Here is a 24,347-nt window from a genome sequence, read left to right as displayed (position 1 = left end):
ACGCAATTATAATAGCTTTTCTGGATGATATAAACATCCTGTGGGGTTTGTTTGATCGTATGGTAGCGAGGGAACATAGCGATAAAGGGTTGAGCAGTAAGGGCAAATTTTCTCATTTGCTGTTCCCATGTCGATAAAGATATGAGGATGATCGAATGGTTGTGTAGCGCCTACACACATAAATTCTTTCACACCAATTTCGATTGTTTTATATCCAAGGTCATTTTGGAAGTGGGGAATGTTGTGATCAGGCATGGCATACAAACTCCAGAATAAATTGTCTTATCAGCTATAATTGAGCCCTTCTATTTTATGGATGTGAGTTTGTAATAAAGTTTATAATAATGCAAGCTGCTTTTTAAGACAAATTTCTCCTCTTAATTTAGAGTAATTGTCATGTTGTTAGCGCTTTGCGCATAGAAATAGTTCCAAGTATTTTTAAATATTAAATGGAAACATGATGATGAAAGTTAGGCATTGATATATTATTATGATAATAACATATTATAAAATGTTTATGTGAGATATTTCGTCAAGGATTTAGAAAATATAAACGAAAATTATTTAGGATATATGGAACAGAGGGTGATAGATAAAATTTCTATATCGAATATAACAATGAAAAATCCGGTACGGTTTATTAATCGAGAGTTTTCATGGCTACAATTTAATAATCGTGTTTTGATGGAAGCGGCTAATTCGAAACATCCTTTATTAGAACGTCTACAATTTCTTTCTATTTCAGCTGCAAATCTTGATGAGTTTTTTATGGTTCGTGTTGCAGGACTAACAGCTCAAATTCGTGCTCGCGTTACAGCGTGCAGTGCAGATGGGCACACTCCACAGGAACAACTTGATATTGTATTAGCTGAGATTTCAAAGCTGCAGGCTCACCAACTACGAGAATTGAATGTTTTACGTGATGAATTAAAAAAGAATGATATTGAAATTATTTGTTCTGATGATCTTTCAGAAAGTGAAAAATTATGGCTTGAAAAATATTTTCTTGAGACAATTTTCCCTGTTTTAAAACCTTTGTATGTTGATTCTACTCATTCTTTTCCATTTATTCCTAATTTAGGGCTTTCTATTGCACTTCAATTGTCTGGAGAAACTGATCAGAACTCACGCACAGTGCTGTTGTCTATCTCAATGCTTTTGAGGCGTTTTATTCTTCTTCCTCAAGAGGGCAATCATTTTCGTTTTATTGCAGCTGAAGATGTTATTTGCTTATTTATAAAGCATGTATTTCCTAACTATGAGGTTAAAGGAATTGGTACATTTAGAATAATCCGAGATAGTGATATTGAAGTCGAAGAAGAAGCTGAGGACCTTGTTCATTTTTTTGAAACTGCTCTCAAAAGGCGGCGCCGTGGGCAGGTTATTCGAGTTGAATTTGACGCAAAAATGCCAGAGAGGTTACGCCAATTTATAGCAAATAGTCTTGCTGTTCCTGATAACTGTATTAATGTTCTTGATGGATTTTTAGCGCTTAATATGGTATCAGAGATTGTTTCTATTCCCCGTGATGATCTCAAGTTTATTCCTTATATTCCCCGTGTTCCAGAATGTATTCGTGAACATAATGGGGATTGTTTTGCGGCTATTCGTGAAAATGATATTGTGCTTCACCACCCCTATGAGACATTTGATGTTGTTGTCCAATTTTTACGTCAAGCTGCTTGCGATCCTGATGTTGTGGAGATCAAACAAACACTTTATCGTACATCAAATGATAGTCCAATTGTTGGCGCTTTGATTGAAGCAGCTGAACAGGGAAAGTCTGTGACTGCTTTGGTAGAACTTAAAGCGCGTTTTGATGAGGAAGCAAATATTCGTTGGGCACGGGATCTTGAATATGCTGGGGTTCAAGTTATTTTTGGTTTTATTGCATTAAAAACTCATGCTAAAATGTCATTGGTTGTGAGACGTGAGGGAAAACGTCTTTGCTCTTATGTTCATCTTGGAACAGGAAATTATCATCCCATTAACGCTAAAACTTATACGGATCTTTCTTTTTTTTCCACGGATGATGATATTGCTCATGATGTTGCGTTATTGTTCAATTATATTGCGCAATATGAGCGTCCAAATGACACAATGAAGATTGCTTTTTCACCCTTAACATTGCGTGGGCGTGTTCTTCAGCATATTGAAGGAGAAATTGTTCATGCACAACAGGGAAGGTTTGCTGCTATTTGGATGAAAGTTAATGCATTGGTTGATCCTGAAATTATTGATGCTTTATATCGTGCCAGTCAAGCAGGGGTGCAAATTGATTTGGTTGTGCGGGGAATATGTTGTTTACGTCCTCGTATTCTAGGAATTTCAGATAATATTCGTGTAAAATCAATTGTCGGGCGTTTTCTTGAACATAGTCGCATTTTTTGTTTTGGGAATGGTCAAGATTTGCCTAATGAAAATGCACTTGTTTACTTAGGCTCTGCTGATATGATGCCTCGTAATTTAGACTATCGTATTGAAATATTGGTTCCAGTTTTTAATAAAAAAGTGCGTCAAAAAATTCTTTTACAGATTATGTTGGCTAATATCATTGATAATCAACAAAGCTTTGATATACTCAAGGATGGAACATCAAAACGTATCACACCGCAGATAGGTGAAAGTCTGTTTAATGCGCAGGAGTATTTTATGACCAATACAAGTTTTGCGGGGAGAAAAGAGTCTTTTGAATCTTCTGTTTCGCACTTGGTTGCATTGCATCTGCAACAAGCCGAAATACGTAAAGATTAAAATCCAATGACATATAGAGATGCTCAAGGTCGGTTAAAAGGGTGTAAGCCTGTTGCTGTTATTGACATTGGCTCAAATTCTGTTCGGTTGGTTATTTATGAGGGGCTTGTTCGCTCACCAACGGTTTTGTTTAATGAAAAGATTCTTTGTGGTCTCGGTCATGGTGTGGCAAAAACGGGATTTTTAGAAGAAAAATCGATGAAAATGGCGTTGCAAACACTGAAACGGTTTCGTACGCTTTGTCGACAGATTGGGGCAGATGAGGTCCATACTTTAGCAACAGCAGCAGCCCGAGATGCAAAGAATGGTGTAGCATTTATTCAGCATGCTGAAGATATTTTGCAAAATAAAATATATCTTCTTTCAGGAAGTGAAGAAGCTATGTATTCAGCATACGGAGTTATTTCTACTTTTTATCAACCAAAAGGTATTTCTGGGGATCTTGGCGGTGGAAGTCTTGAGCTGATTGATATTGATCATTCTGATGTTGGTGAAGGGATAACTCTTCCATTGGGTGGTTTAAGGCTACAGTATATGTCAAATAATGATAGTTCTGTAGCTACAAAAATTGTACATGAGCAATTTTATAAATCGCCTGTTGTTCGTACTCGTAAAGGTATAGCACGTTATTTTTATGCAGTAGGGGGAACATGGCGTAATTTGGCAAAACTCCATATGGCAATGAAACACTATCGGCTTCCTGTTATGCATGGCTATGAAGTTGATGCCGTTGAAATGGAGAACTTTTTACGTCTTGTAGCAAGCGGTAATATTGATAATATGAGAGGGATTGCAGCGGTTTCTCAGAATCGTCGGAAACTTTTATCTTATGGGGCAATAGTTCTTATTGAACTCATTCAGTGTATGGAGTTTGAAAAGATAATTTTTTCTGGTGCTGGCGTTCGTGAAGGTTTTCTTTATTCACGATTACCGCAGGCGATTCGACTTTCAGATCCTCTCATTGCAGCGTGCACAGAAATGGCTATTTTACGGGCACGTTCACCAAAACAAGCAGAAGAACTCATTGATTTTACGACGAATGCTTTTGAAGTTTTTGGAATTTCAGAAACTGAAAATGAATGCCGTTATCGTCAAGCAGCTTGTCTTCTTGCAGATATTGGTTGGCGTATACATCCGGATTATCGGGGCAATGAAGCAGCCAATCAGATAGCATTAGGGTCTTATCCAGGAATTTCTCATGAGGGGCGCCTTTATGCAGCGCTTGCTGTTTTTTTTCGCAATACGAGTTTACTGGTTGATAAAGAATCTCTTCCCATTTTTCAATTAGCAACGCAAAATATAATTGAGAAAGCACGTATTCTTGGTGAAACGATGCGTATTGCCCATCTTTTTAGCGCTTCTGTTGCAGGAGTTTTACCTCATTTATTGTGGCATAAAAAAGCAGATGATATTATCTTGCAAATCCCAAAGAGTTATGCTGGATTATTGGGAGAACATCCTCTTGGACGATTAAAGAAGTTATCAAAGATAATAAAACAACCTCTTGCTTTTGAAATTTCTTGATCTTTCCATCTAATTTATTCGCATTTTATATCTTATAATGGGCCATTAACAAGGGATAAGCTAGGCAGCCTATCATCATGAGTAGGGCAACGGGCTGTTCCATAACGCCCATGCCAACCCCCGGCACAGCACGTGTGATACCCTGCGCATTCTTAAAAGAACACATCATTTTAAATCCTATAACGTTGCGTCACAGCACTGATTCTGCTACCTCTAGGGTGATGAGTTTGAGAAAGCCTTGTTCGTTCTTACGTGACAAGGTTTTCTTTTTATGCCACATCACTATGACGTTGCTGTTTTGCTTGCTCGATGACATTAAGAAGATCTGATTGTAACCAACGCGATAAAAAACCAAATTTTAAAGGTTTTGGGAGAGAGCCATTGGTGACATGACGCCGGAATGTTGAGACACTCATATGAAGCAATTTTGTCCTTTCACGGTCTGTCAAAAGAATATCATTTTCTGTCATAATAATTTCCTTTCAATAGTAAAAATTGGAAACAAATCATGATGATTTATTAACCATATTTTGGTTCATTTTTGAAGGTATTTTATTTATAGAAAACAATATTTTATCATACAATTTCTGATGTGATACGTGATGAATCTTATTGAGAAAGAATGAGAGAGAAGAGAGCTAAAGTTATCCACAGATAATGGGGTTATGCACCCCATATCTTAAGATTGACTCGTGACATAAGCCGCCCATTTATCCATATAGATGCGACGCTGTTCTAGATAGTCAGTACGACGATAGGAGCGCTCTACTTTACCACCTACCGTATGACTTAGAATGGTTTCAGCGACCTCATAGGGGGCATCGGTTGTTTCAGCAAGCCAATTGCGTAAACTAGAGCGAAAACCATGGGGGCAGGCATCAATCTTATTCTCTCTCATATACTTTGCCATACAACTATCAGCAAGGGGACCGCGACCGGTAGCAGAAAAAAAGAAATCATTGCGAGAGAACAAGCGCGCTTGTTTTAAGATTTCTAATGCCTCTGATGATAAGGGCACACGAAATTCTGTTGTAGCATCACGCAAACCTTTCATATTTTCAGCAGGGATTGTCCAGATATCATCTTCAATCTGATCTTTACGAATATGACGCAAAGGATTTGTACGAGTACCTGTCAGAATAAGCAAACGCAAAGCCAATTGTGTTAGGGTTGATGCTTCGCAAAGTGTTTTATAAAAAGCCGGCACATCTTTCCAATCCATGGCTGGTAAGCTTTGTTTTTTATGACGTTGTTTGCCTAAGAGCGCGCGTGCTTTTTCTACTGCTTGTAAATCAACATCTAACCCTAATGCAGCCGCATGTTTGAGACAAAGATTGAGACGAATGAGAGCTCTACGCGCTGTAACAGCTTTTGTATGCCAGATAGGGGCAAGGGTATCGCGTATCTCTGTTTGGGTAATCTTTGAAACGGGCAGACAGCCTAATTTGGAGAGAATATGGAGGCGTAAATGTAAAAACCAATTACAAACCTCACCATCATTTTTTAATTCAGCTTTACGGTTTTCAAAAGCATCTAGAGCAATGCCATTTAAATAATGGAGATTGCTTATTGCTTTACACTTTTGTTTCTCACGTTCTTTAATGGGATCACGCTCCTCACGTTAAATAGAGCGCCATCCAGTTGCCAATTCACGGGCTTGTTTTAAAGAAACATCTCGCAATGCACCCAAGCCCATTTCGTGGCGCCGACCATGAATGGTATAACGATAAATCCATTGAGCACCACCATCTTTACGTTTGTGAAGAAGCAAGCCGGCATCATTGTTATATTTGCTAGCTTCCAATGTTGCGACAGCCCTTGGCACGTAAGACGATTCATAAGAACCATTTTTACTCCTTTCTTCTATAGTTTTTACCCACACGCTAGCCCCGCTTGTGGTGTGCAAGAGAATGGTTTTGATTGATTCAAGATAAACAGATTTGAAATGAGATAATCTTGTGTTATTGGGGACTCTCATTCAATATGCAAAAAATAACTATCTTTATAAATCAGCATGTTAACTTTGTTAAGTGTTTTAGTTGTTATGCTGGCTCGTTTTTGATTGTTAGATTGCAATCTCGGTAGTTTTTAATACGATACGGTGATGTGAGGCATTATATCTTTGTTTGTCCTTATTGCTAGGCTGCTATTTTTGTAATGAATGCACTTTTATTATAAGAACTTTTCTTTTTAAAACTTTTAAATGAGGAGCTGTCTGTTTTTTAGACTTTTTTAATAAGAGTTTACTATTTAAGTTTTTAACTTTGTCGGAAGTAGGCTTTATTTATCCTATTTGCGTTGGCCTATAAGGCATACCAATTTATGTAGATAATAAGCAGCGTAATGGATTTTTAAAAATGAAAATGTAAATTAAAGCTGTTTTGTGCTTATTTTTCCATCGTTAAAGTAAAACCCTATCTGGCCTTTTAGCAGTTGTTCGGCTTTTTTACCAAATATTTCATAGCGCCAGCCATTCATAGCGGGAATATTTTTCTTTATTCCTCCATTGGCAATTTTTTCTAAATCATTAGATGTTGCAATAATTTTAGGGGCAATGCTGTTTTCATTTGCAACAATTTTTAATAATACTTTGAGTAGATCGATAATAGCGGCCGTTGTATCATTGAGTGGATTATGTTTAGGAATGGGGGGTAAAGTAGAAAGATCCACCTCTAAGCCTTCATGGACAGCTTTAATTAATGATTGAGCAATTGAGAGTTTATCCCAATTCTTATTAAGGCTGCGCAATCGTTTTAATGCAGATTCATCTTTTGGTTGTTGGATTGCTATTTCTATAAGACATTCATCTTTTATGATATGACGACGTGGCATATTATATCTTCGTGCTTCACGTTCACGCCAAGCTGCTACCTTTTGTAATACAGCAAGTTCACGTGGCTTTTTAATTTGTCCTTTCACTTTTTTCCATGCTTCATCTTCTGGCATATCATAGGTTTTAGGATTTAAAAGGATTGTTATTTCATCGTTCATCCAGTGAGTACGTTGATTTTTTTCTAATCTTTTTTTCAATAACAGGTAAACATCTCTTAAGTAGGTTACATCGGCAAGTGCATAGAGCAGTTGTTTTTCAGACAGAGGTCGGCAACTCCAGTCTGTAAAGCGGGAGGATTTATCAAGATGATGCCCCGTGCAGCGTTGTACAATTTGATCATAGGAGATAGAATCACCAAATCCACAAATTGCCCCTGCTATTTGCGTATCAAAGAGAGGGGAAGGAATAACACCTCCAAGATGATAAATTGTTTCAATATCTTGGCGTGCAGCATGAAATACTTTTACAACTTTTTTGTCGATCATAAGGTCAAAAAAAGGTTGTAAATCAATATCTGGTGCTATGGGATCAATCAAAACTGTGATATCTGGTGATGCGAGCTGAATTAAACACAGTTGGGGCCAAAAAGTTGTTTCGCGGATAAACTCAGTATCGACTGTTACAAAATCAGAGGTACGTAGAGCGTTAAGTGCAATTTCAAGATCTGTTGTTTGTGTAATAAGATTCATCATTTTATTATAATTCGATAAATTAAATTTGTCCTTTATTGACTTTATTTTTATTGACTTTATTTTGAGTTTTTATTTTCATACCTTGACAAATGGTTATTAAAAAGCGTTTGTAGCGCATATGAATATTATAATCAAAGGCAAAAAACATGCACCGTTATCGCAGTCATCATTGTGCGGCTCTTCGTAGATGTGATGTAGGAGCACAAGTCCGTCTTTCGGGATGGGTTCATCGTGTTCGTGATCATGGAGGAATTCTTTTTGTGGATTTACGTGATCATTTTGGAATTACACAAATTGTTGCTGATCCTGCTTCGCCGGCTTTTAAAGTTATTGAGAAAGTGCGTTCTGAATGGGTTATTCGTGTGGATGGAGAGGTATGTGCACGTTCTGATGAGGTTATTAATGCAGCGCTTCCAACAGGTGAGATTGAAATTTTTGCACAAGAGGTAGAAATTCTTTCAAAATCTGATGAACTTCCTTTACCAGTTTTTGGAGAGCCTGATTATCCAGAAGATATTCGATTAAAATATCGTTTTCTTGATTTGCGTCGGGAGACTATGCACAGAAATATCATGCGTCGAACTGAAATTATTGCGGCTATGAGACGGGCTATGCAAAATAATGGTTTTACGGAATTTACGACGCCGCTTTTGACAGCTTCATCGCCGGAAGGTGCACGTGATTTTTTGGTTCCAAGTCGTGTTCATCAGGGAAAATTTTATGCGCTACCGCAAGCACCACAGCAATATAAACAGTTGTTGATGATGTCAGGTTTTGATCGTTATTTTCAAATTGCTCCATGTCTTAGAGATGAAGATCCAAGGGCCGACCGTCTTCCTGGTGAATTTTATCAATTAGATGTTGAAATGAGTTTTGTTGAGCAAGAAGATGTTTTAGCAACTATGGAACCTATTATGCGTTCTATTTTTGAAGAATTTGCAGATGGGAAAACTGTGACACAAAGCTTTCCTCGCATTTCTTATGATGAAGCAATGCAAAAATATGGTTCTGATAAGCCTGATCTACGTAATCCGATCATTATGGAAGATGTTTCTCAGCATTTTTATAGTTCTGGTTTCAAAGTCTTTGCTCAAATTTTAGCGAATGATGAGAATGCACAAGTGTGGGCTATTCCGGCTAAAACGGGCGGAAGTCGTGCTTTTTGTGATCGTATGAATGTATGGGCACAAGGCGAGGGGCAACCAGGGATCGGTTATATTTTCTGGCGTGAAGAAAAGGGAAAATTTGAAGGAGCAGGGCCTATCGCCAAAAATATTGGTGAACAGCGAGTTGAAGCGCTCCGTATACAGCTTGGACTTGAAAGCGGTGATGCCTGTTTTTTTGTGGCTGGAGATCCAAAAAAATTCGCGTCTTTTGCTGGAGCAGCCCGGACACGGGTAGGGGAAGAATTAGATCTTCTCGATAGAGAGAGTTTCTCTTTGGCGTGGATTGTTGATTTTCCATTTTTTGAATGGAATGAAGATGAGAAAAAGATTGATTTTGCACATAATCCTTTTTCCATGCCTCAAGGGGGAGAGAATGCTCTTGCTTGTCAAGATCCTCTTACTCTTAAAGCTTTTCAATATGATCTTGTTTGTAATGGTTATGAAATTGCATCAGGTGGAATTCGTAATCACTTACCAGAAATGATGCTTAAAGTTTTTGAACTTGTAGGACTTTCTAAGGAAGTTGTGAAAGATCGTTTCGGTGGTCTTTATCGTGCATTTCATTATGGGGCTCCGCCACATGGTGGTATGGCTGCGGGAATTGACCGCATCATTATGCTGTTGCAAGGTGTTAAAAATTTACGTGAAGTTGCTTTATTTCCTATGAATCAACAGGCGCTTGATCTTTTGATGAGTGCTCCGTCTGATGTTTCTCCTACACAATTACGTGATTTAGGAATCCGCGTGGCTCCTACTCACAAAAATAGCTCATAAAGTTGATTATGGATTGTTTTCATCTTTCGTAGAGTGAAGTTTTGATGCCTCTCAAGAGCGTCGGTGTGTGTGCTGTTTGTGAAATTTATATAGGCAAAAACGCTATTGTGCTGATTCTTTACGAGGCATTTTTATTCCTTATTTTTATAGGGGCTCTTTCCTCCGTAATAGGTGAGAAAATGATTGTGATTGATTTATCGTGAATAAATTAGAAATAAGAGAATTCTATAATTTTCGGGAGTCTCATTTTAGTTGAAAAAAATGAATTATCTTTATACGTCAATATATTATTTATTTTTAAGTTTTTACAACGTTGTAACAGAGAATTGTGTCTCTTCGCTTTTATGAGAATAATGCGGTTTTCCATTCTATGGACTTACTCTGAAAAGTTTAAATTTTATAAGCTTTGAATATTTTTTAGTTTTTCATAGAAAAACTGAATGGGATTTTTATACCATTTATCTTTATAATAAAAGATGATGTTTGAAAGGTGCTTTTGTCATTCCAAAAAGGATGAAATAACTCTTTGTGAGCAGTTAAATTATCGTCGGATTTGACAAAGTTTTCAATAAATTACTTAGGACAAGGGGGGAAGGACATGTATAAATTTTTCAAATTGATATAATTTTCTGTTCATGTTCTAATTGCAACGTTTGTTTTTATGTAATTGACTTTTAATAAAAAAGTCGACTCATAGAAGATTTCATTAAATAAATCCTATAAAATAATTTCTTATTATTGTGGGAATTGTTGTTTTAATACTATGTCTGATAAAATGAATTTACCTTTTGATAAAGAACATATTGAACCAATAGAATTACGTTCTGCTTTACAAGAACGTTATTTGGCTTATGCACTTTCTACGATTACACACCGTGCATTGCCTGATGTACGTGATGGATTGAAGCCTGTCCATCGGCGGATTGTTCATGCGATGCGTCTTCTCAAACTAAATCCTGGACAGTCTTATGCGAAATGTGCGCGGATTGTCGGTGATGTCATGGGAAAATTTCATCCGCATGGGGATGCGTCTATTTATGATGCTTTGGTGCGCTTGGCTCAAGGTTTTGCTGTTCGTTATCCGTTAGTTGATGGGCAAGGCAATTTTGGTAATATTGATGGTGATAATGCTGCTGCCATGCGTTATACGGAAGCACGCATGACTGAAGTGGCTGCATTGTTACTTGAAGGAATTAATGAGAATGCTATTGATTTTCGTTTAACCTATAATGAGGAAGATGAAGAGCCTGTTGTTTTACCAGGAGCTTTTCCTAATCTTTTAGCAAATGGTTCTTCTGGTATTGCTGTTGGTATGGCAACATCTATTCCACCCCATAATGTTGCTGAGCTTTGTGATGCAGCACTCCATTTGATTGCGCATCCCGATGTAAATGATGAGGCATTAAATCAATTCGTTCTTGGTCCTGATTTTCCGACAGGGGGAATTTTAGTTGAGCCTAAAAAAAGTATTGAGGAATCCTATCGTGTCGGGCGTGGGTTCTTTCGCTTGCGTTCACGTTGGCATCAGGAATTGGGTAGCCGTGGTTCTTATGTAATTGTTGTGACTGAAATTCCCTATCAGATTCAAAAGTCACGTCTTATTGAAAAAACAGCAGAGTTATTGCTTGCACGGCGATTGCCAATGCTTGAGGATATCCAAGATGAATCAGCAGAAGATATCAGAATCGTGCTGGTTCCTAAAAATCGTACGGTTGATCCGGAGCTCCTTATGGAGTCTCTTTTTAAATTGACTGATTTTGAAGTAAGATTTCCCCTTAATCTGAATGTTTTGTCTTTGGGAAAAATACCCAATGTTCTCTCTTTGCGCGAGAGTTTACAGCAATGGCTCGAACATCGTCAAGAAGTCCTTATTCGTCGCTCTCATTATCGGCTTGATCAAATTGATTGTCGATTAGAAATTCTTCATGGATATCTTATTGCCTATTTAAATCTCGATGAGGTTATTCAGATTATTCGTGAAGAGGATGAACCTAAAAAGCAGCTGATTAGTCGTTTTGAATTAACAGAAAATCAAGCTGAAGCTATTCTTAATATGCGCTTGCGTTCTTTGCGTAAGCTTGAGGAAGTTGAAATTCGTAAAGAGTTTGAAAGTTTGAAAGCTGAAAAAGAAAAGCTACATAACTTGTTAGCTTCTCCTATAAAACAATGGAAAATGATTTCAGAAGAAATCAAAAAAGTTCGAAACACTTTTGGTCCTGAAACACTCTTAGGGAAAAGACGTACGACATTTGAAGAGGCACCAAGACATGATCTTGATGATATTCAACAAGCAATGATCGAAAAAGAACCGGTTACTATTGTTATTTCTGAAAAGGGGTGGATGCGTGCTTTAAAAGGACATTTGAACGATTATAAAACACTTTCTTTTAAAGAAGGAGACAGTTTAAAGTTAGCATTTCCAGCATTTACGACCGACAAGATTGTGCTGATAAGTACAGGGGGAAAGTTTTTTTCTATTGGTGCAAATAGTTTGCCTGGGGGACGGGGACATGGTGAACCTATTCGTCTTTTAGTTGATATGGATGATGAGCATGATGTTCTTACAGCTTTTGTGCATCACTCAGAGGAAAAATTACTCTTGGTTTCATCTCAAGGTAATGGCTTTATTGTTTCTTCTGCAGAAGTGGTCGCCAATACACGAAAAGGAAAGCAAGTGATGAATGTGAAAGCTCCTGATAAGGTAAAGCTTTGTGTTCCAGTACATGGTGATCATATTGCCGTGATTGGTGAAAATCGTAAGATGCTTATTTTTTCTATTGAACAAATACCAGAAATGAATCGCGGTAAAGGTGTTCGTTTACAGCGTTATAAAGAAGGTGGTGTCGTTGATGCCAAGACTTTTAATTTATTAGAAGGCTTAAGTTGGCAAGATACAGCTGAACGAATCTTTAATCGTCAGGCGGATGATCTCATTGAATGGATGGGAACGCGTGCGGGCGTTGGGCGTTTGGTTCCAAAAGGATTTCCAAAATCAGGAAAATTTATTAATTAAATGTATTTTATAAGTGGGGAAAATTTCCTATGTTTTTGTGATTGTGTAAGATATTAATTTATTAAGGATAATTTATTATTTTTATATTGAAAGAAAGGCCTAAAGCGTGAGTTTTTCTTTTATTCCGATGCTGTTCAGGTTAAATAAATCAAAACTGTTTGTTTGCTTGTCATGAGATGAGAGAGACCAGCCCGTCTGCATAAAAACTATTGAAGAAAAGAATAAAATATTTTTTAATAGACCGTTTGACATACAAGAGTTGTTGCAACAATAGCGATGTTTTTTACATTATACCATTTATGGGTACTGTCGTGAAATGATTTAATCCTTTGAGAACTATACCTTTAAACAAATGTGAATGTTTAACACAAGGGTGTTTTATTTTGAGATGTTTTTGTTTTTTCTGATAGGCATCCCCTTATTGTTCAAGAAAGATGTTATTGGTCTTTTATAGTGATATTTATTCGTTAGGATTACTATGATATTGCCTAAAAAGATGACCACGTTCAGCCCATAAGACAAGAAGGATGGCAACAAGACTTAGAAAGAAAAATCCTGCTGAGTTTGGGATGGTTGTTTCATCAAATTGTTGGGCAATAAAAAAGCTAAGCCCTGCACCAATAGATGTTTGAAGAAAGCCGGATACAGAAGAAGCTGTTCCAGCAATTTCCCCCACAGATTCGAGAGCGAGTGTGTTGAAATTAGCCATAATGCCACCACAGGTAAACATTAATATACAATATAATGTTATATAAAAAGGAAAAGGGATAACACCACCTGCTAAGATGGAGGCAATAAACCAAATGCATGAAGTGATACAAAAGAGCAAAAGCATAGTATGGGCAATACGTCGCATTCCAAGACGTCCGACAAGTTGAGAATTTATAAATGATGAGAAAGCCTGAAATGCAGCACCTATAGCAAATGCTATAGGAAACCAAAAGCCTAAGTTATAAATTCCTTCATAGGTTTGTTGTGATGTATTAACAGCAATAAAAATGCATCCTAAAATGATAGAAGTTGCTAGTGTGTAGCAAAGAGTTGTACGATTTGTCACAACAATCCATAAGTTGTGTTTAACTGAAGAAAAGGAAAGAGGGCGTTGTTTATGAAGTGTTTCAGGCAAGCGGAATTGAATCCAAATCATCAGCCCGAAACCAATCATTGCCATGAAAATAAAAATATATTGCCAATGTCCGAGAAGTAAGATGATCTGTCCTGTTGCGGGACCAATCATTGGTGCAACAAGAAAAACCATCATAACAATCGACATAACTTCTGCCATTTTTCGACCACTGTAAAGATCACGTACGACGGAAACTGTAAGAACCCGCATAGCAGCTCCCCCAATACCTTGTAAGATACGCAACATAAGTAAGAGAGAAAAATCAGTTACAAAGGCACAGCCAATTGCCGTAAATGAATAAAAAGCAAGCCCAAGAAGAATAAGTTTACGTCGTCCATATCTATCGCTTATCGGACCGAAAAATATTTGAGCAATACCATAGCTAATAAGATAACTCGAAATGATATAATGTTGATCATTTTCATTGAGAACATTTAAGCTGTCTAAAATATTGGGCATAGCTGGCAGCATAATATCAACAGCTATAGCGTTAATAGCCATGAGCGAAGCAATAAGAATAACAAATTCTTTATAGCCAATTTTGTTCCTAATCGCATCACTATGCGTTTGTTCATCGACTGAATATGACATATGGCATCCTTGAAATAGAAATTTCGTCTCTTTTTAAGAGTCTGAATAAAATGAAAGATACCTCTATGATTGATTACAGGGAATATTTTTTTCTTTCAAAAGTTCCTGTAACTCATTGTTTTGAAACATCTCTTTAACAATATCACAGCCTCCGATAAATTCACCTTTTATGTAAAGCTGTGGAATTGTTGGCCAATTTGAGTAATCTTTAATCCCTTGACGCAATTCGTTAGAAGTTAAGATATTAATACCTTTATAATTCAATCCTAAATAGTCAAGGATTTGAACAACTTGTCCTGAAAACCCGCATTGCGGAGCGTCAGGTGTTCCTTTCATGAATAAAATGACGTCGTTTGTTTTAATCTCGTTGTCAATAAAATCACGAACAGTGGTCATTTTTATCCCTCGATATTTCAAGTTTTTATAAGTGTGCAATTTATATTCATACTGTTTTTAATCGTATTAAATGAGTGAATGCAAGAAGAAATTTTAGATTATTTTGGGATGGTTGTTTGCAACATTAAGGCGTGAAGGTCATTTCCCATATTGCCTTTAAGGGCATCATAGACCATTTTATGTTGTTGAACACGGGTTTTACCACGAAAACTTTCAGAAATAACTTCTGCAGCATAATGTTCTCCATCTCCAGCAAGATCACGAATTGTTACAATAGCATCAGGAATGCCTTCACGAATAAGCGTTTCAATTGCATGGGCACTCATTGCCATCATTATTCTCCTATGTTATTCATTTTTTTATAAAGGCTGTTTAAGCGAAAAAAACAAATTTTACTCTTCACCCATAAATTGTGGAAACCAGTTTTCATAGGCTTTTGTGAGTTTTTCTATTGAAAGTGTTAATATCCCATCTACATTGAGAGAGGTTCCCTCAACTTGGCCTAGCTCTGTTAAAGAAACTGTATTGATTTGTGCACGCTCTTTAAGACTATTGAGAAAGTGGGGTTTGACGGCTAAAAGATAACGTCCTTGGTCTTCTCCAAAAAGTTCAGCATGATGGGGGGATTTATTGCTTAATTTTATTTTGATTCCTTTACCTGCTTTAATCACCATTTCGGCAAGTGCTACCGCTAATCCCCCGTCAGAAATGTCATGAGCAGCATGAATAAAACCGCTATTAATGGCATCTCGAACAAATTGGCCATGCTTTTTTTCAAGTTGTAAATCTACAGGGGGGGGGGCACCTGCATCAATATTTAAAATGTTACGTGCATAGATTGATTGTCCTAAATGGGAACCACAATCTCCAACTAAAACAAGAATATCTCCATTTTGCATACCACTTATTGTTACCATTTTAGACCAATCGTTAAGAAGGCCTACACCAGCAATTGTAGGGGTTGGAAGAATGGCTTCCCCATTTGTTTCATTGTAAAGAGAAACATTGCCTGAAACGATAGGAAAATCAAGGATTCTACAAGCTTCTCCTATACCTTTAATAGCAAAAACCAGCTGTCCCATAATTTCAGGTTTTTCAGGGTTACCAAAATTGAGATTATCCGTAGAAGCCAGTGGTGTTGCACCTGTCGTACTAATATTTCGCCAACATTCTGCGACAGCTTGCTTTCCTCCTTCATAAGGGTCTGCTTCACAATAACGGGGTGTTACATCAGAAGAAAAAGCAAGAGCACGTTTGCTGTTGTTTCCTACACGGATAACGCCTGCATCACCTCCTGGACAAACAAGGCTATTTCCTTGGATAAGGGTATCATATTGTTCATAAACCCATCGCCGTGAACTTTGATCAGCAGAATTCAATAAGGACAGAAGCGCATCACCAAGGTTTTCAACTTTTTTGACGTCTTCTGCTTTCAAGGGTGTTTTTTTTGCTGGTTCACTCCAAGGACGATCATAAACAGGCGCTTCATCACCAAGCTCTTTGATGGGAAGATTGACAACTTCTTCCCCTTGATGAAATACACGAAAACGTAAATCATCGGTTGTTTTTCCAATGATAGAAAAATGTAGCCCCCACTTATGAAAAATTGCTTCTGCTTGCTTTTCTAGTTCTGGTTTAAGGACCATGAGCATACGCTCTTGACTTTCAGAAAGCATCATTTCATAGGCTGTCATGTTTTCTTCTCGAACAGGAACTGTATCGAGATTAAGCTGTATCCCTAAATTTCCTTTTGCACCCATTTCAACGGCAGAAGAGGTGAGTCCTGCTGCTCCCATATCTTGAATAGCAACTACGGCTCCAAGTTCCATGAGCTCTAAACATGCTTCAAGGAGACATTTTTCTGTAAAAGGATCACCTACTTGAACAGTTGGGCGCTTTTCACTGATTGAATCATCAAATTCAGCAGAAGCCATTGTTGCTCCACCCACACCATCGCGTCCTGTTTTTGCACCAAGATAAACAACAGGGAGTCCAATACCTTGCGCTTTAGAATAAAAAAGGGCGTCTGTTTTTGCAATACCGGCGACAAAAGCGTTAACAAGGATATTGCCATTATAACGCTCATCAAAATTTACTTCTCCACCAACAGTTGGAACGCCAAAAGCATTGCTGTAACCACCAATTCCAGAAACAACACCAGAAACAAGATGGCGTGTTCGTGGGTGATCAGGAGCACCAAATCGCAATGCATTCATAGCAGCAACAGGACGGGCTCCCATTGTAAAGACATCACGTAAAATACCACCAACACCTGTCGCTGCACCTTGATAAGGTTCAATATAAGAAGGGTGGTTATGGCTTTCCATTTTGAAAACAACACATTGTCCTTCGCCAATATCGACAACACCAGCATTTTCACCAGGTCCTTGGATAACACATTTTCCTTCTGTCGGAAGAGTTTTTAGCCATTTTTTAGATGATTTATAGGAACAATGTTCATTCCACATTGCAGAAAAAATTCCTAGTTCAGTAAATGTTGGTTCTCTACCGATTAACGTCAGGATACGTTGATATTCATCCTCTTTTAGCCCGTGTTGTGCAATGAGCTCTGGTGTAATAGTGATGTTATTGCAAGGCTTCATGAGTATTTATCCGTTAAATTAATCGAAATTTAGCATTTTTATTTTTTTAATCTAGCAGCTTATATTATAGGCAATAATGTTCTTTAGTAATAAAAATATTTATAGACAATAAGCTGAAGATTTTGTTCTTTTGTTTGGTGGGATTTAAGATTAAAAATGGTCTTAAATAGTTATGTGTTGAGAAAATAATATCCATTGTTGTTTGTGAAGAGCTTTGTTCATAGATTTACGATGCGAGGAATAGTATAGATTCTTATTTTTGACAATCATGGAGCGCGAGTATTTTTGCAGCATCATCCATTTACTAACTCTAAAGCACTTTGAAAAAGTAAACGACCGTCAATACCTCCATGGGCGGGCTCAATGAAGTTTTCAGGATGAGGCATCATACCAAGAATATTACCAGCTTTATTAATAATACCAGCAATATCTTTCATTGAGCCGTTTGGGTTCGTATTTTCTGCATAGCGAAAAACAATTTGTTCATTGTCTTCCATTTGCTTTAATGTTTCACTATCAACAAAATAATTTCCATCGTGATGGGCAACAGGACAACGAATAATTTGTCCTTTAGAATAATATCGAGAAAATTTCGTCTTGGTGTTAACGACTTCAAGTTTGATTTCACGACAAACAAATTTTAAAGAAGCGTTACGCATTAAAGTCCCAGGTAATAATCCTGCTTCCAACAAAATTTGAAATCCATTACAGATACCTATTATTATAGTACCTTCTTGTGCTTTTTCACGAATGGCTTTTAAGATGGGAGTTCGCGCTCCAATAGCACCACATCTTAAGTAGTCGCCGTAGGAAAAACCACCAGGAATAATAATAATATCTACATCTGGAATTGTTGTTTCTGTTTGCCAAATTTTTAGTGGCTCGACCCCCGTTATATGATGTAATGCTGCAACCATATCTCGATCACGATTTAATCCAGGAAGTTGAATGATGGCAGTTTTCATGAGCGTTCCACTTAAAGAAGTTCGATTGTATAATTTTCAATGACAGTATTTGCGAGTAACTCTTCACACATTTGTTCAAGTTTTTTCTTTGCAGTTTCAGAAGGTAGATCATCAAGAACAATATCAAAAACCTTTCCTTGACGAATGGATTGAATGCCTTCGAAAGCTAAACTTTTTAAAGCACCGACAATTGCTTCTCCTTGTGGATCAAGAACGCTTTCTCTTAAAGTAACTATAATGCGTGCTTTCATTTTTTTGCTTCCTGCTCGTTAAAAGAACCCCTCCTTTGGAGAGGGGTATTTACATAAGGTTGATGTTTTTACTTTACGAGAACGGGACCACTTGGTCGTGTTGGTTCGTTTTCATTCATAATACCAAGACGTTTGGCAACTTCTTGATAGGCATTAATAAGCCCACCCATATCACGACGAAAACGGTCTTTATCCATTTTTTCTTGTGTTTGCATATCCCATAGTCGTGCAGAATCAGGAGAAATTTCATCAGCAAGAACAATACGCATTGTTTCATCTTCCCACAGGCGACCAAATTCCATTTTAAAATCAATTAATTGGATGTTAACACCGGCAAAAAGTCCCGAAAGAAAATCATTAATACGAATTGAAAGTTGCATGATATCTTCTATCTCTTGTGGGACAGCCCACCCAAACGCTGTGATATGTTCTTCCGTTACCATAGGATCATCGAGAGAATCATTTTTATAGTAGAACTCAATGATGGATTGCGGAAGCGGGGTTCCTTCTTCTAATCCTAAACGCTTAGCAAGAGAGCCGGCAGCAACATTGCGAACAACAACTTCCAACGGAATGATTTCTACTGCTTTAATAAGCTGTTCACGCATGTTTATACGTTTGATAAAATGTGTTGGGATGCCCAAACGTCCAAGATGGCTAAAAATATGTTCCGAAATTCGGTTGTTTAAAACCCCTTTTCCGTCGATAATTTCATGTTTTTTTGCATTAAAGGCAGTTGCATCATCTTTAAAAAATTGAATATAAGTTCCTGGTTCAGGTCCTTCATATAAAATTTTAGCCTTGCCTTCATAAATACGGTGGCGACGATTCATCATGATTCTCTATTTATCTTGAGAGGTTTTTAATAACATTGATAAATGATACTATCCTAATTGATAGAATTTCTCAACGATATTGCTATGATACTTTTATAATTTTTGTCATTACACGTCTATCCAAGGTGAAGATACATAAATGATGAGAAAGAAGATTACCTCTTTTGGATCAAATTTTTGCAAGAAAGTGAGAGAGGACCATAAGCCCTTCAGGCCAAGGTCCGTGTCCGGATTCTGCGTTAATATGGCCAGAATACCCAGCATCAACAAAGAGTGATCCCCAATCATTGGCAATTTTTTCTGCTACTGAAAATTGACAAAATTCATCGTTGCGACTGGCTATGACAATAGAAGGAAAAGGCAACTTTTGACGGTGGTAGGGGCCAAATGTCATTAAATGTTTGGGACGTATTTTTTCATTGGCAACATCGGGAGGTGCAACAAAGAAAGCGCCACAAATTTTTTCTGCATTTTGTACAGTTGCGTGAATAGCGGTAGGAACACCTAATGAATGAGCAATAATCATAACAGGCCTTTGAGCTTTTGTAATGGCGGTTTTAATTTTGGTAACCCACTCTTCACAAACAGGCTTTGACCAATGAAGTTGTTCAATACGGCGGGCTGTCGACAATTTTTTTTCCCAGCGTGTTTGCCAATGATCTGGACCAGATCCTTTGTAGCCAGGAACAATAAGAATATCGAGTTGATTTGCTTTCATGAATTGTTTTCTTTGTTACAACAGATTTTTGTTGATCATAGGTCGAATAGATTTGAGTTTTCTATGTCGCTCTATTGTTCTTCAAAAACACGTTTAAAAATCGTATTGATATGTTTGGTGTGGTAAGAAAGATCGAATTTTTCGCGAAGTTCTTTTTCACTTAAAGCTTTGGTAACATCTTTGTCGTTGAGGAGTTCTTCTAAAAAATCTTTTCCTTGTTCCCAAACTTTCATCGCATTTCGTTGTACAATCCGATAAGAATCTTCACGACTGATTCCTGCTTGCGTGAGTGCTAAAAGCACCCGTTGTGAGTGAACAAGACCGCGGAATTTATTGAGATTTTTTTGCATATTTTCTGGATAGACAATGAGATTTTCAATGACAGATGTGAGGCGAGAAAGAGCAAAATCAAGTGTAATAGTCGCATCTGGAGCAATATAACGCTCAACAGATGAATGGGAAATATCACGTTCATGCCAAAGTGCAACATTTTCCATAGCTGGGAGAGCAAATGCACGTACCATGCGGGCTAATCCAGTTAAATTTTCTGTTAAAACTGGATTACGTTTATGAGGCATCGCCGATGAACCTTTTTGCCCAGGTGAGAAATGTTCCTCTGCTTCAAGAACTTCTGTTCGTTGTAAATGGCGTATTTCTATCGCTAGCCTTTCAATAGAGGAAGCAATAACACCAAGTGTTGCAAAAAACATAGCATGACGATCTCTTGGTATTACTTGGGTGGAAACCGGTTCAGTACGCATCTTCATGGCTTTTGCTACATGTTCCTCAACGCGTGGATCGATATTTGCAAAAGTTCCTACAGCTCCTGAAATTGCGCAAGTAGAAATTTCTTCGCGCGCTGCAAGAAGACGTTTGCGACAACGGGAAAATTCAGCGTATGCAAGAGCAAACTTGGTTCCAAATGTCGTTGGTTCTGCATGAATGCCATGACTCCGCCCAATGGTGATTGTCTCTTTATGTTCAAAAGCACGTTTTTTTAATGCTTCAAGAAGTTGATCTATATCTTCTAATAAAATATCACTCGCACGCATCAATTGAATGCTCAGCGTTGTATCGAGAACATCAGATGATGTCATGCCTTGGTGGATAAAACGTGCCTCTGGTCCAATGAATTCAGCTAGGTGGGTTAGAAATGCGATAACATCATGTTTGGTAATTGCTTCAATTTCATTAATGCGATTGACATCAAATTTAGCTGCTGCCCCTTTTTCCCAAATGACTTTGGCGGCTTCTTGCGGAATAATCCCTAAGTGAGCAAGGGCATCACAGGCATGGGCTTCAATTTCAAACCAAATACGATATTTTGTTTCGGGAGACCAAATTGTTACCATTTCAGGGCGAGAATAACGTGCGATCATTATTTTTTTCCTTGTTTTGAGAGGATTGCGGCTTGGCGCAATGCACTCATGCGTGTTTTGTAAAGCTCTTTATTTCCGTTTTTATAAATTGCAGAACCTGCAACAAATACATTTGCACCAGCTTTTGCAGCTATCCCAATTGTATCAACGGTGATACCACCATCAACTTCAAGATCAATAGGGCGGTTTGCAATCATGCTTTTAACGCGCTTAATTTTATCTTTTATTTCTGGAATAAAACTTTGTCCACCAAAACCGGGATTGACCGTCATGATGAGGATGAGGTCTAATTGATCAAGCAAATATTCAAGTACATGTTCAGGGGTGCTTGGATTGAGTGCAATTCCTGCTTTTTTCCCCATTTTTTTAATTGTTTGTAATGAACGATGAAGATGTGGGCTTGCTTCAGCATGAATGGTTATAATATCTGCCCCAGCTTTTGCAAAAGCTTCCAAATAAGGGTCTACTGGTGCGATCATTAGGTGGACATCAAATATTGCTTTGGTCAATGGGCGCAAAGCCTTGACGATTTCAGGACCAAAGGTGATGTTAGGAACAAAGTGCCCATCCATGATATCAAGATGAAGCCAATCAGCACCAGCATCAACAACATCTAACATTTCTTGTCCAAGTTTAGAAAAATCAGATGCCAAGAGTGAAGGTGAAATGAGATGAGAATGGGGCATTAAAATCTCCTGATTGGCTGTTTTTATCATGTCGCTGTGTGTACACAAATATCTTTTGTGTTATGACGGAAAAAAATATGTATTATAGGTCTTTTTATAGAAAGATCACTTGAAATTTTAAAGCTTTATAAGTGAAAGATATGTCCAATCATAAAACATATTTGATGCCTGAACTTCAAGATAATATTACGGTTTCTTCGCAAGAATATCGAGATGCTATGAGCCATTTTGCTGGCGCTGTGCATATTGTGACAACAAATGGCATTAAGGGAAAGCGCGGGGTGACTGTTTCGGCTTGTTGTTCTTTATCTGATAATCCTCCAACTCTTCTTGTTTGTCTCATGCGCCATAATTTAAAGAATCAGGTATTTATAGAAAATGGAAATTTTTGTGTTAATAGCTTGGCAGGAAAACATCGTCCATTAGCGGATGTTTTTTCGAGGCGTTGCATTTCTATACCAAATGAGCGTTTTGATGTTGCACAGTGGGGAACTTTGCAAACGGGGGCGCCTAGTCTTTCAGACGCTCTAGCGTCGTTTGATTGTCGTTTGATTTGTTGGCACGAGCACGCAACCCATTGTGTTTTGATTGGTGAGGTTGTTGCAATCAACTGTAATAAAGAAAAAGATGCTTTGATGTATTTGAATCGTGGATATCACATTTTGCCTTTATAAAGATTTTTATTTTTTGCATTGGTGAAATGATTTATTGTTGCTTCATTTAGATTTTAAACAATGAGAAAGTAGGGAAGGGGTGGCTCTGATATCTGATAGATTTCCTTCTTTTTGAGGTTTCTCAATAAGCGAGAAAAATGATTCTAGATGAGATTTGCTTAAGAATCCAACCTACATAAAAAAGCGATCATACCCAAACAATGCATTTAGACAGAGTTGTAGATTGTTATGAAAAAATATTTTACTCTTGTGTTGATGGGGATTGCACAATATATAGACCGCACATAGCATATGTGGAGGTTTTTTATTGCATGAGCGAAGAGATTGATGGTCAATATCGCCCTAGTGAAGATGAGCCTTTTATGAATGAGCGGCAAAAGGCATATTTTCGCGCTAAATTGGTTTCTTGGAAGAATGATATTTTAAAAGAAGCTCGTGAGACTTTGGAAAACTTGCAGGAAGAGAATGTTGGTCAACCCGATTTGACCGATAGGGCATCTTGTGAAACTGATCGTACAATCGAATTACGTGCTCGTGATCGTCAGAGGAAACTTATTTCAAAAATAGATGCTGCTTTAGAGCGTATTGATAATGGGACATATGGTTTTTGTGAAGAAACCGGTGAACCCATCAGTATAAAACGTCTTGAGGCTCGACCGATAGCCGTTTTGTCATTGGAAGCGCAAGAACGTCACGAACGACGTGAAAGAGTTTATCGTGATGATTAAGGTCATTGAAACGATAAACAAACGAAATTTGTGGTGATAAAATTGTATATTTTTATTTTTGAGGGGTGGGAATGAATAAAGATGGCTCTTGCCGCCCTTCAATTTCGGCGGTGATTGCTGAATCTTTTACCGCTTGATTCGTAAAAGGAGAGGGATTTTTATCCGATATATCGTTTTTTTCTGTAGGGGCGGGATTTGGATGTGTGTGTGTTTCTCTCTTTTGTATTTTGGATGTACTGGTAATATCGGATTCTACAACCACGTCTGTTAATCCGCCAATAAGGAGCAAATGTTCTTTATTATCACAACGGACTAAAACAAGGCGGCGTGCTCGGTCTATAGAAATTACTTCACATAATGCTAATCGTGATAGATTTTTTTTTCTATTAATGCTGAATCTTCTCGTACTTAAACGACGTAAAAACAAGATAATTATGGTAATAGCCACGATTGTTATGATAAAAAACAAAAAGCTCATCGTTATTTTTGCAGCAGATACACCTATTTGCTCTGATAACCAGATAACCATAGATTTTCTCCCATTTTTATGTGAAAATATCGTTTTTTATCGAGATAAATTTATAAACACACCCTTAAAAGGTTCACTGAAATACAAGAAATAAGCTTTTTAACATTAA

At 37.6% G+C, this 24,347-nt stretch carries 21 protein-coding genes and 1 pseudogene; 6 read left to right on the top strand and 16 right to left on the bottom strand.

Going from position 1 to position 24,347, the window contains the following annotated elements:
• Positions 1–6 precede the first annotated feature (6 nt).
• Complete coding sequence (locus QHG57_RS07085) at positions 7–255, bottom strand: zinc-finger domain-containing protein (protein WP_330167693.1); 249 nt, start codon at positions 253–255, stop codon at positions 7–9.
• A 318-nt stretch (positions 256–573) separates the two neighbouring features.
• Between QHG57_RS07085 and QHG57_RS07080 the strand changes: the two genes are divergently transcribed.
• The gene (locus QHG57_RS07080; protein WP_330167692.1) at positions 574–2,754 is read left to right on the top strand and encodes an RNA degradosome polyphosphate kinase; all 2,181 of its coding nucleotides are present in this window, start codon (positions 574–576) and stop codon (positions 2,752–2,754) included.
• Positions 2,755–2,760: 6 nt separating this feature from the next.
• On the top strand, positions 2,761–4,278 hold the full coding sequence (ppx, locus tag QHG57_RS07075; protein ID WP_330167691.1) for an exopolyphosphatase: 1,518 nt from the start codon (positions 2,761–2,763) through the stop codon (positions 4,276–4,278).
• A gap of 25 nt (positions 4,279–4,303) precedes the next feature.
• On the opposite strand, the gene QHG57_RS07070 is transcribed toward ppx, so the two are convergent.
• The 4 genes and pseudogenes from QHG57_RS07070 to rnd all read right to left on the bottom strand — a co-directional run bounded on the left by QHG57_RS07070 (position 4,304) and on the right by rnd (position 7,803).
• The gene (locus QHG57_RS07070) at positions 4,304–4,447 is read right to left on the bottom strand and encodes a hypothetical protein (RefSeq protein ID WP_419196323.1); all 144 of its coding nucleotides are present in this window, start codon (positions 4,445–4,447) and stop codon (positions 4,304–4,306) included.
• A 100-nt stretch (positions 4,448–4,547) separates the two neighbouring features.
• A complete protein-coding gene (locus tag QHG57_RS07065) occupies positions 4,548–4,748 on the bottom strand; it encodes a helix-turn-helix transcriptional regulator (protein WP_330167690.1) in 201 nt (66 codons plus the stop codon).
• Positions 4,749–4,957: 209 nt separating this feature from the next.
• Positions 4,958–6,126 (bottom strand): annotated as a pseudogene (locus QHG57_RS07060) (tyrosine-type recombinase/integrase).
• A 522-nt stretch (positions 6,127–6,648) separates the two neighbouring features.
• A complete protein-coding gene (gene rnd / locus QHG57_RS07055; RefSeq protein ID WP_330167689.1) occupies positions 6,649–7,803 on the bottom strand; it encodes a ribonuclease D in 1,155 nt (384 codons plus the stop codon).
• A gap of 146 nt (positions 7,804–7,949) precedes the next feature.
• On the opposite strand from rnd, the gene aspS reads away from it, so the two are divergent.
• Both aspS and parC read left to right on the top strand, forming a co-directional pair.
• On the top strand, positions 7,950–9,743 hold the full coding sequence (gene aspS / locus QHG57_RS07050) for an aspartate--tRNA ligase (protein WP_330169011.1): 1,794 nt from the start codon (positions 7,950–7,952) through the stop codon (positions 9,741–9,743).
• A 763-nt stretch (positions 9,744–10,506) separates the two neighbouring features.
• Positions 10,507–12,756: a DNA topoisomerase IV subunit A gene (parC, locus tag QHG57_RS07045; protein WP_330169010.1), complete on the top strand. Its 2,250-nt coding sequence runs from the start codon at positions 10,507–10,509 to the stop codon at positions 12,754–12,756.
• 460 nt (positions 12,757–13,216) lie between these two features.
• Here parC and QHG57_RS07040 read toward each other — a convergent pair whose 3' ends face one another.
• The 10 genes from QHG57_RS07040 to rpe all read right to left on the bottom strand — a co-directional run bounded on the left by QHG57_RS07040 (position 13,217) and on the right by rpe (position 22,307).
• Positions 13,217–14,473: a multidrug effflux MFS transporter gene (locus QHG57_RS07040; protein ID WP_330169009.1), complete on the bottom strand. Its 1,257-nt coding sequence runs from the start codon at positions 14,471–14,473 to the stop codon at positions 13,217–13,219.
• 63 nt (positions 14,474–14,536) lie between these two features.
• Entirely contained in the window at positions 14,537–14,869 is a 333-nt protein-coding gene (gene grxD, locus QHG57_RS07035; RefSeq protein WP_330169008.1) for a Grx4 family monothiol glutaredoxin, read from the bottom strand.
• A 98-nt stretch (positions 14,870–14,967) separates the two neighbouring features.
• Positions 14,968–15,201 (bottom strand): BolA family transcriptional regulator, encoded by a 234-nt coding sequence (locus tag QHG57_RS07030; RefSeq protein WP_330167685.1) that lies wholly within the window; start codon positions 15,199–15,201, stop codon positions 14,968–14,970.
• Between the two features lie 60 nt (positions 15,202–15,261).
• Positions 15,262–17,472, bottom strand: a complete 2,211-nt coding sequence (gene purL, locus QHG57_RS07025; protein ID WP_330169007.1) for a phosphoribosylformylglycinamidine synthase subunit PurL — start codon at positions 17,470–17,472, stop codon at positions 15,262–15,264.
• Positions 17,473–17,765: 293 nt separating this feature from the next.
• Entirely contained in the window at positions 17,766–18,437 is a 672-nt protein-coding gene (gene purQ, locus QHG57_RS07020) for a phosphoribosylformylglycinamidine synthase subunit PurQ (RefSeq protein ID WP_330169006.1), read from the bottom strand.
• Between the two features lie 11 nt (positions 18,438–18,448).
• Positions 18,449–18,688 (bottom strand): phosphoribosylformylglycinamidine synthase subunit PurS, encoded by a 240-nt coding sequence (gene purS / locus QHG57_RS07015; RefSeq protein WP_330167682.1) that lies wholly within the window; start codon positions 18,686–18,688, stop codon positions 18,449–18,451.
• Between the two features lie 68 nt (positions 18,689–18,756).
• Positions 18,757–19,521: a phosphoribosylaminoimidazolesuccinocarboxamide synthase gene (gene purC / locus QHG57_RS07010; protein WP_273724109.1), complete on the bottom strand. Its 765-nt coding sequence runs from the start codon at positions 19,519–19,521 to the stop codon at positions 18,757–18,759.
• Positions 19,522–19,693: 172 nt separating this feature from the next.
• Complete coding sequence (locus QHG57_RS07005) at positions 19,694–20,242, bottom strand: RBBP9/YdeN family alpha/beta hydrolase (RefSeq protein ID WP_330169005.1); 549 nt, start codon at positions 20,240–20,242, stop codon at positions 19,694–19,696.
• Between the two features lie 71 nt (positions 20,243–20,313).
• A complete protein-coding gene (gene purB, locus QHG57_RS07000) occupies positions 20,314–21,621 on the bottom strand; it encodes an adenylosuccinate lyase (protein ID WP_330169004.1) in 1,308 nt (435 codons plus the stop codon).
• The gene (gene rpe, locus QHG57_RS06995) at positions 21,621–22,307 is read right to left on the bottom strand and encodes a ribulose-phosphate 3-epimerase (protein WP_330169003.1); all 687 of its coding nucleotides are present in this window, start codon (positions 22,305–22,307) and stop codon (positions 21,621–21,623) included. The genes purB and rpe overlap by 1 nt, the downstream gene beginning before the upstream one ends.
• 140 nt (positions 22,308–22,447) lie before the next feature.
• Here rpe and QHG57_RS06990 point away from each other — a divergent pair, with 140 nt between their 5' ends.
• Together QHG57_RS06990 and dksA are read left to right on the top strand one after the other, a co-directional pair.
• Positions 22,448–22,981, top strand: a complete 534-nt coding sequence (locus QHG57_RS06990; protein ID WP_330169002.1) for a flavin reductase — start codon at positions 22,448–22,450, stop codon at positions 22,979–22,981.
• A gap of 311 nt (positions 22,982–23,292) precedes the next feature.
• Positions 23,293–23,709: an RNA polymerase-binding protein DksA gene (dksA, locus tag QHG57_RS06985; protein WP_015856486.1), complete on the top strand. Its 417-nt coding sequence runs from the start codon at positions 23,293–23,295 to the stop codon at positions 23,707–23,709.
• A gap of 52 nt (positions 23,710–23,761) precedes the next feature.
• On the opposite strand, the gene QHG57_RS06980 is transcribed toward dksA, so the two are convergent.
• Positions 23,762–24,238: a hypothetical protein gene (locus QHG57_RS06980; RefSeq protein ID WP_330169001.1), complete on the bottom strand. Its 477-nt coding sequence runs from the start codon at positions 24,236–24,238 to the stop codon at positions 23,762–23,764.
• Positions 24,239–24,347 lie beyond the last annotated feature (109 nt).

It is taken from the genome of Bartonella grahamii subsp. shimonis, from assembly GCF_036327415.1.
In the GTDB taxonomy this organism is placed as follows: domain Bacteria; phylum Pseudomonadota; class Alphaproteobacteria; order Rhizobiales; family Rhizobiaceae; genus Bartonella; species Bartonella shimonis.
Note: the sequence above shows the minus strand (reverse complement) of the source record. Positions and strands in the feature narration are given on the sequence as shown.

What these genes read in the sequence shown, in the direction of transcription:
- QHG57_RS07085 (WP_330167693.1), bottom strand. Translation starts at nt 255, where the DNA reads ATGCCTGATCACAACATTCCCCACTTCCAAAATGACCTTGGATATAAA.
- QHG57_RS07080 (WP_330167692.1), top strand. Translation starts at nt 574, where the DNA reads ATGGAACAGAGGGTGATAGATAAAATTTCTATATCGAATATAACAATG.
- ppx (WP_330167691.1), top strand. Translation starts at nt 2,761, where the DNA reads ATGACATATAGAGATGCTCAAGGTCGGTTAAAAGGGTGTAAGCCTGTT.
- QHG57_RS07070 (WP_419196323.1), bottom strand. Translation starts at nt 4,447, where the DNA reads ATGATGTGTTCTTTTAAGAATGCGCAGGGTATCACACGTGCTGTGCCG.
- QHG57_RS07065 (WP_330167690.1), bottom strand. Translation starts at nt 4,748, where the DNA reads ATGACAGAAAATGATATTCTTTTGACAGACCGTGAAAGGACAAAATTG.
- rnd (WP_330167689.1), bottom strand. Translation starts at nt 7,803, where the DNA reads ATGATGAATCTTATTACACAAACAACAGATCTTGAAATTGCACTTAAC.
- aspS (WP_330169011.1), top strand. Translation starts at nt 7,950, where the DNA reads ATGCACCGTTATCGCAGTCATCATTGTGCGGCTCTTCGTAGATGTGAT.
- parC (WP_330169010.1), top strand. Translation starts at nt 10,507, where the DNA reads ATGTCTGATAAAATGAATTTACCTTTTGATAAAGAACATATTGAACCA.
- QHG57_RS07040 (WP_330169009.1), bottom strand. Translation starts at nt 14,473, where the DNA reads ATGTCATATTCAGTCGATGAACAAACGCATAGTGATGCGATTAGGAAC.
- grxD (WP_330169008.1), bottom strand. Translation starts at nt 14,869, where the DNA reads ATGACCACTGTTCGTGATTTTATTGACAACGAGATTAAAACAAACGAC.
- QHG57_RS07030 (WP_330167685.1), bottom strand. Translation starts at nt 15,201, where the DNA reads ATGGCAATGAGTGCCCATGCAATTGAAACGCTTATTCGTGAAGGCATT.
- purL (WP_330169007.1), bottom strand. Translation starts at nt 17,472, where the DNA reads ATGAAGCCTTGCAATAACATCACTATTACACCAGAGCTCATTGCACAA.
- purQ (WP_330169006.1), bottom strand. Translation starts at nt 18,437, where the DNA reads ATGAAAACTGCCATCATTCAACTTCCTGGATTAAATCGTGATCGAGAT.
- purS (WP_330167682.1), bottom strand. Translation starts at nt 18,688, where the DNA reads ATGAAAGCACGCATTATAGTTACTTTAAGAGAAAGCGTTCTTGATCCA.
- purC (WP_273724109.1), bottom strand. Translation starts at nt 19,521, where the DNA reads ATGAATCGTCGCCACCGTATTTATGAAGGCAAGGCTAAAATTTTATAT.
- QHG57_RS07005 (WP_330169005.1), bottom strand. Translation starts at nt 20,242, where the DNA reads ATGAAAGCAAATCAACTCGATATTCTTATTGTTCCTGGCTACAAAGGA.
- purB (WP_330169004.1), bottom strand. Translation starts at nt 21,621, where the DNA reads ATGATCGCACGTTATTCTCGCCCTGAAATGGTAACAATTTGGTCTCCC.
- rpe (WP_330169003.1), bottom strand. Translation starts at nt 22,307, where the DNA reads ATGCCCCATTCTCATCTCATTTCACCTTCACTCTTGGCATCTGATTTT.
- QHG57_RS06990 (WP_330169002.1), top strand. Translation starts at nt 22,448, where the DNA reads ATGTCCAATCATAAAACATATTTGATGCCTGAACTTCAAGATAATATT.
- dksA (WP_015856486.1), top strand. Translation starts at nt 23,293, where the DNA reads ATGAGCGAAGAGATTGATGGTCAATATCGCCCTAGTGAAGATGAGCCT.
- QHG57_RS06980 (WP_330169001.1), bottom strand. Translation starts at nt 24,238, where the DNA reads ATGGTTATCTGGTTATCAGAGCAAATAGGTGTATCTGCTGCAAAAATA.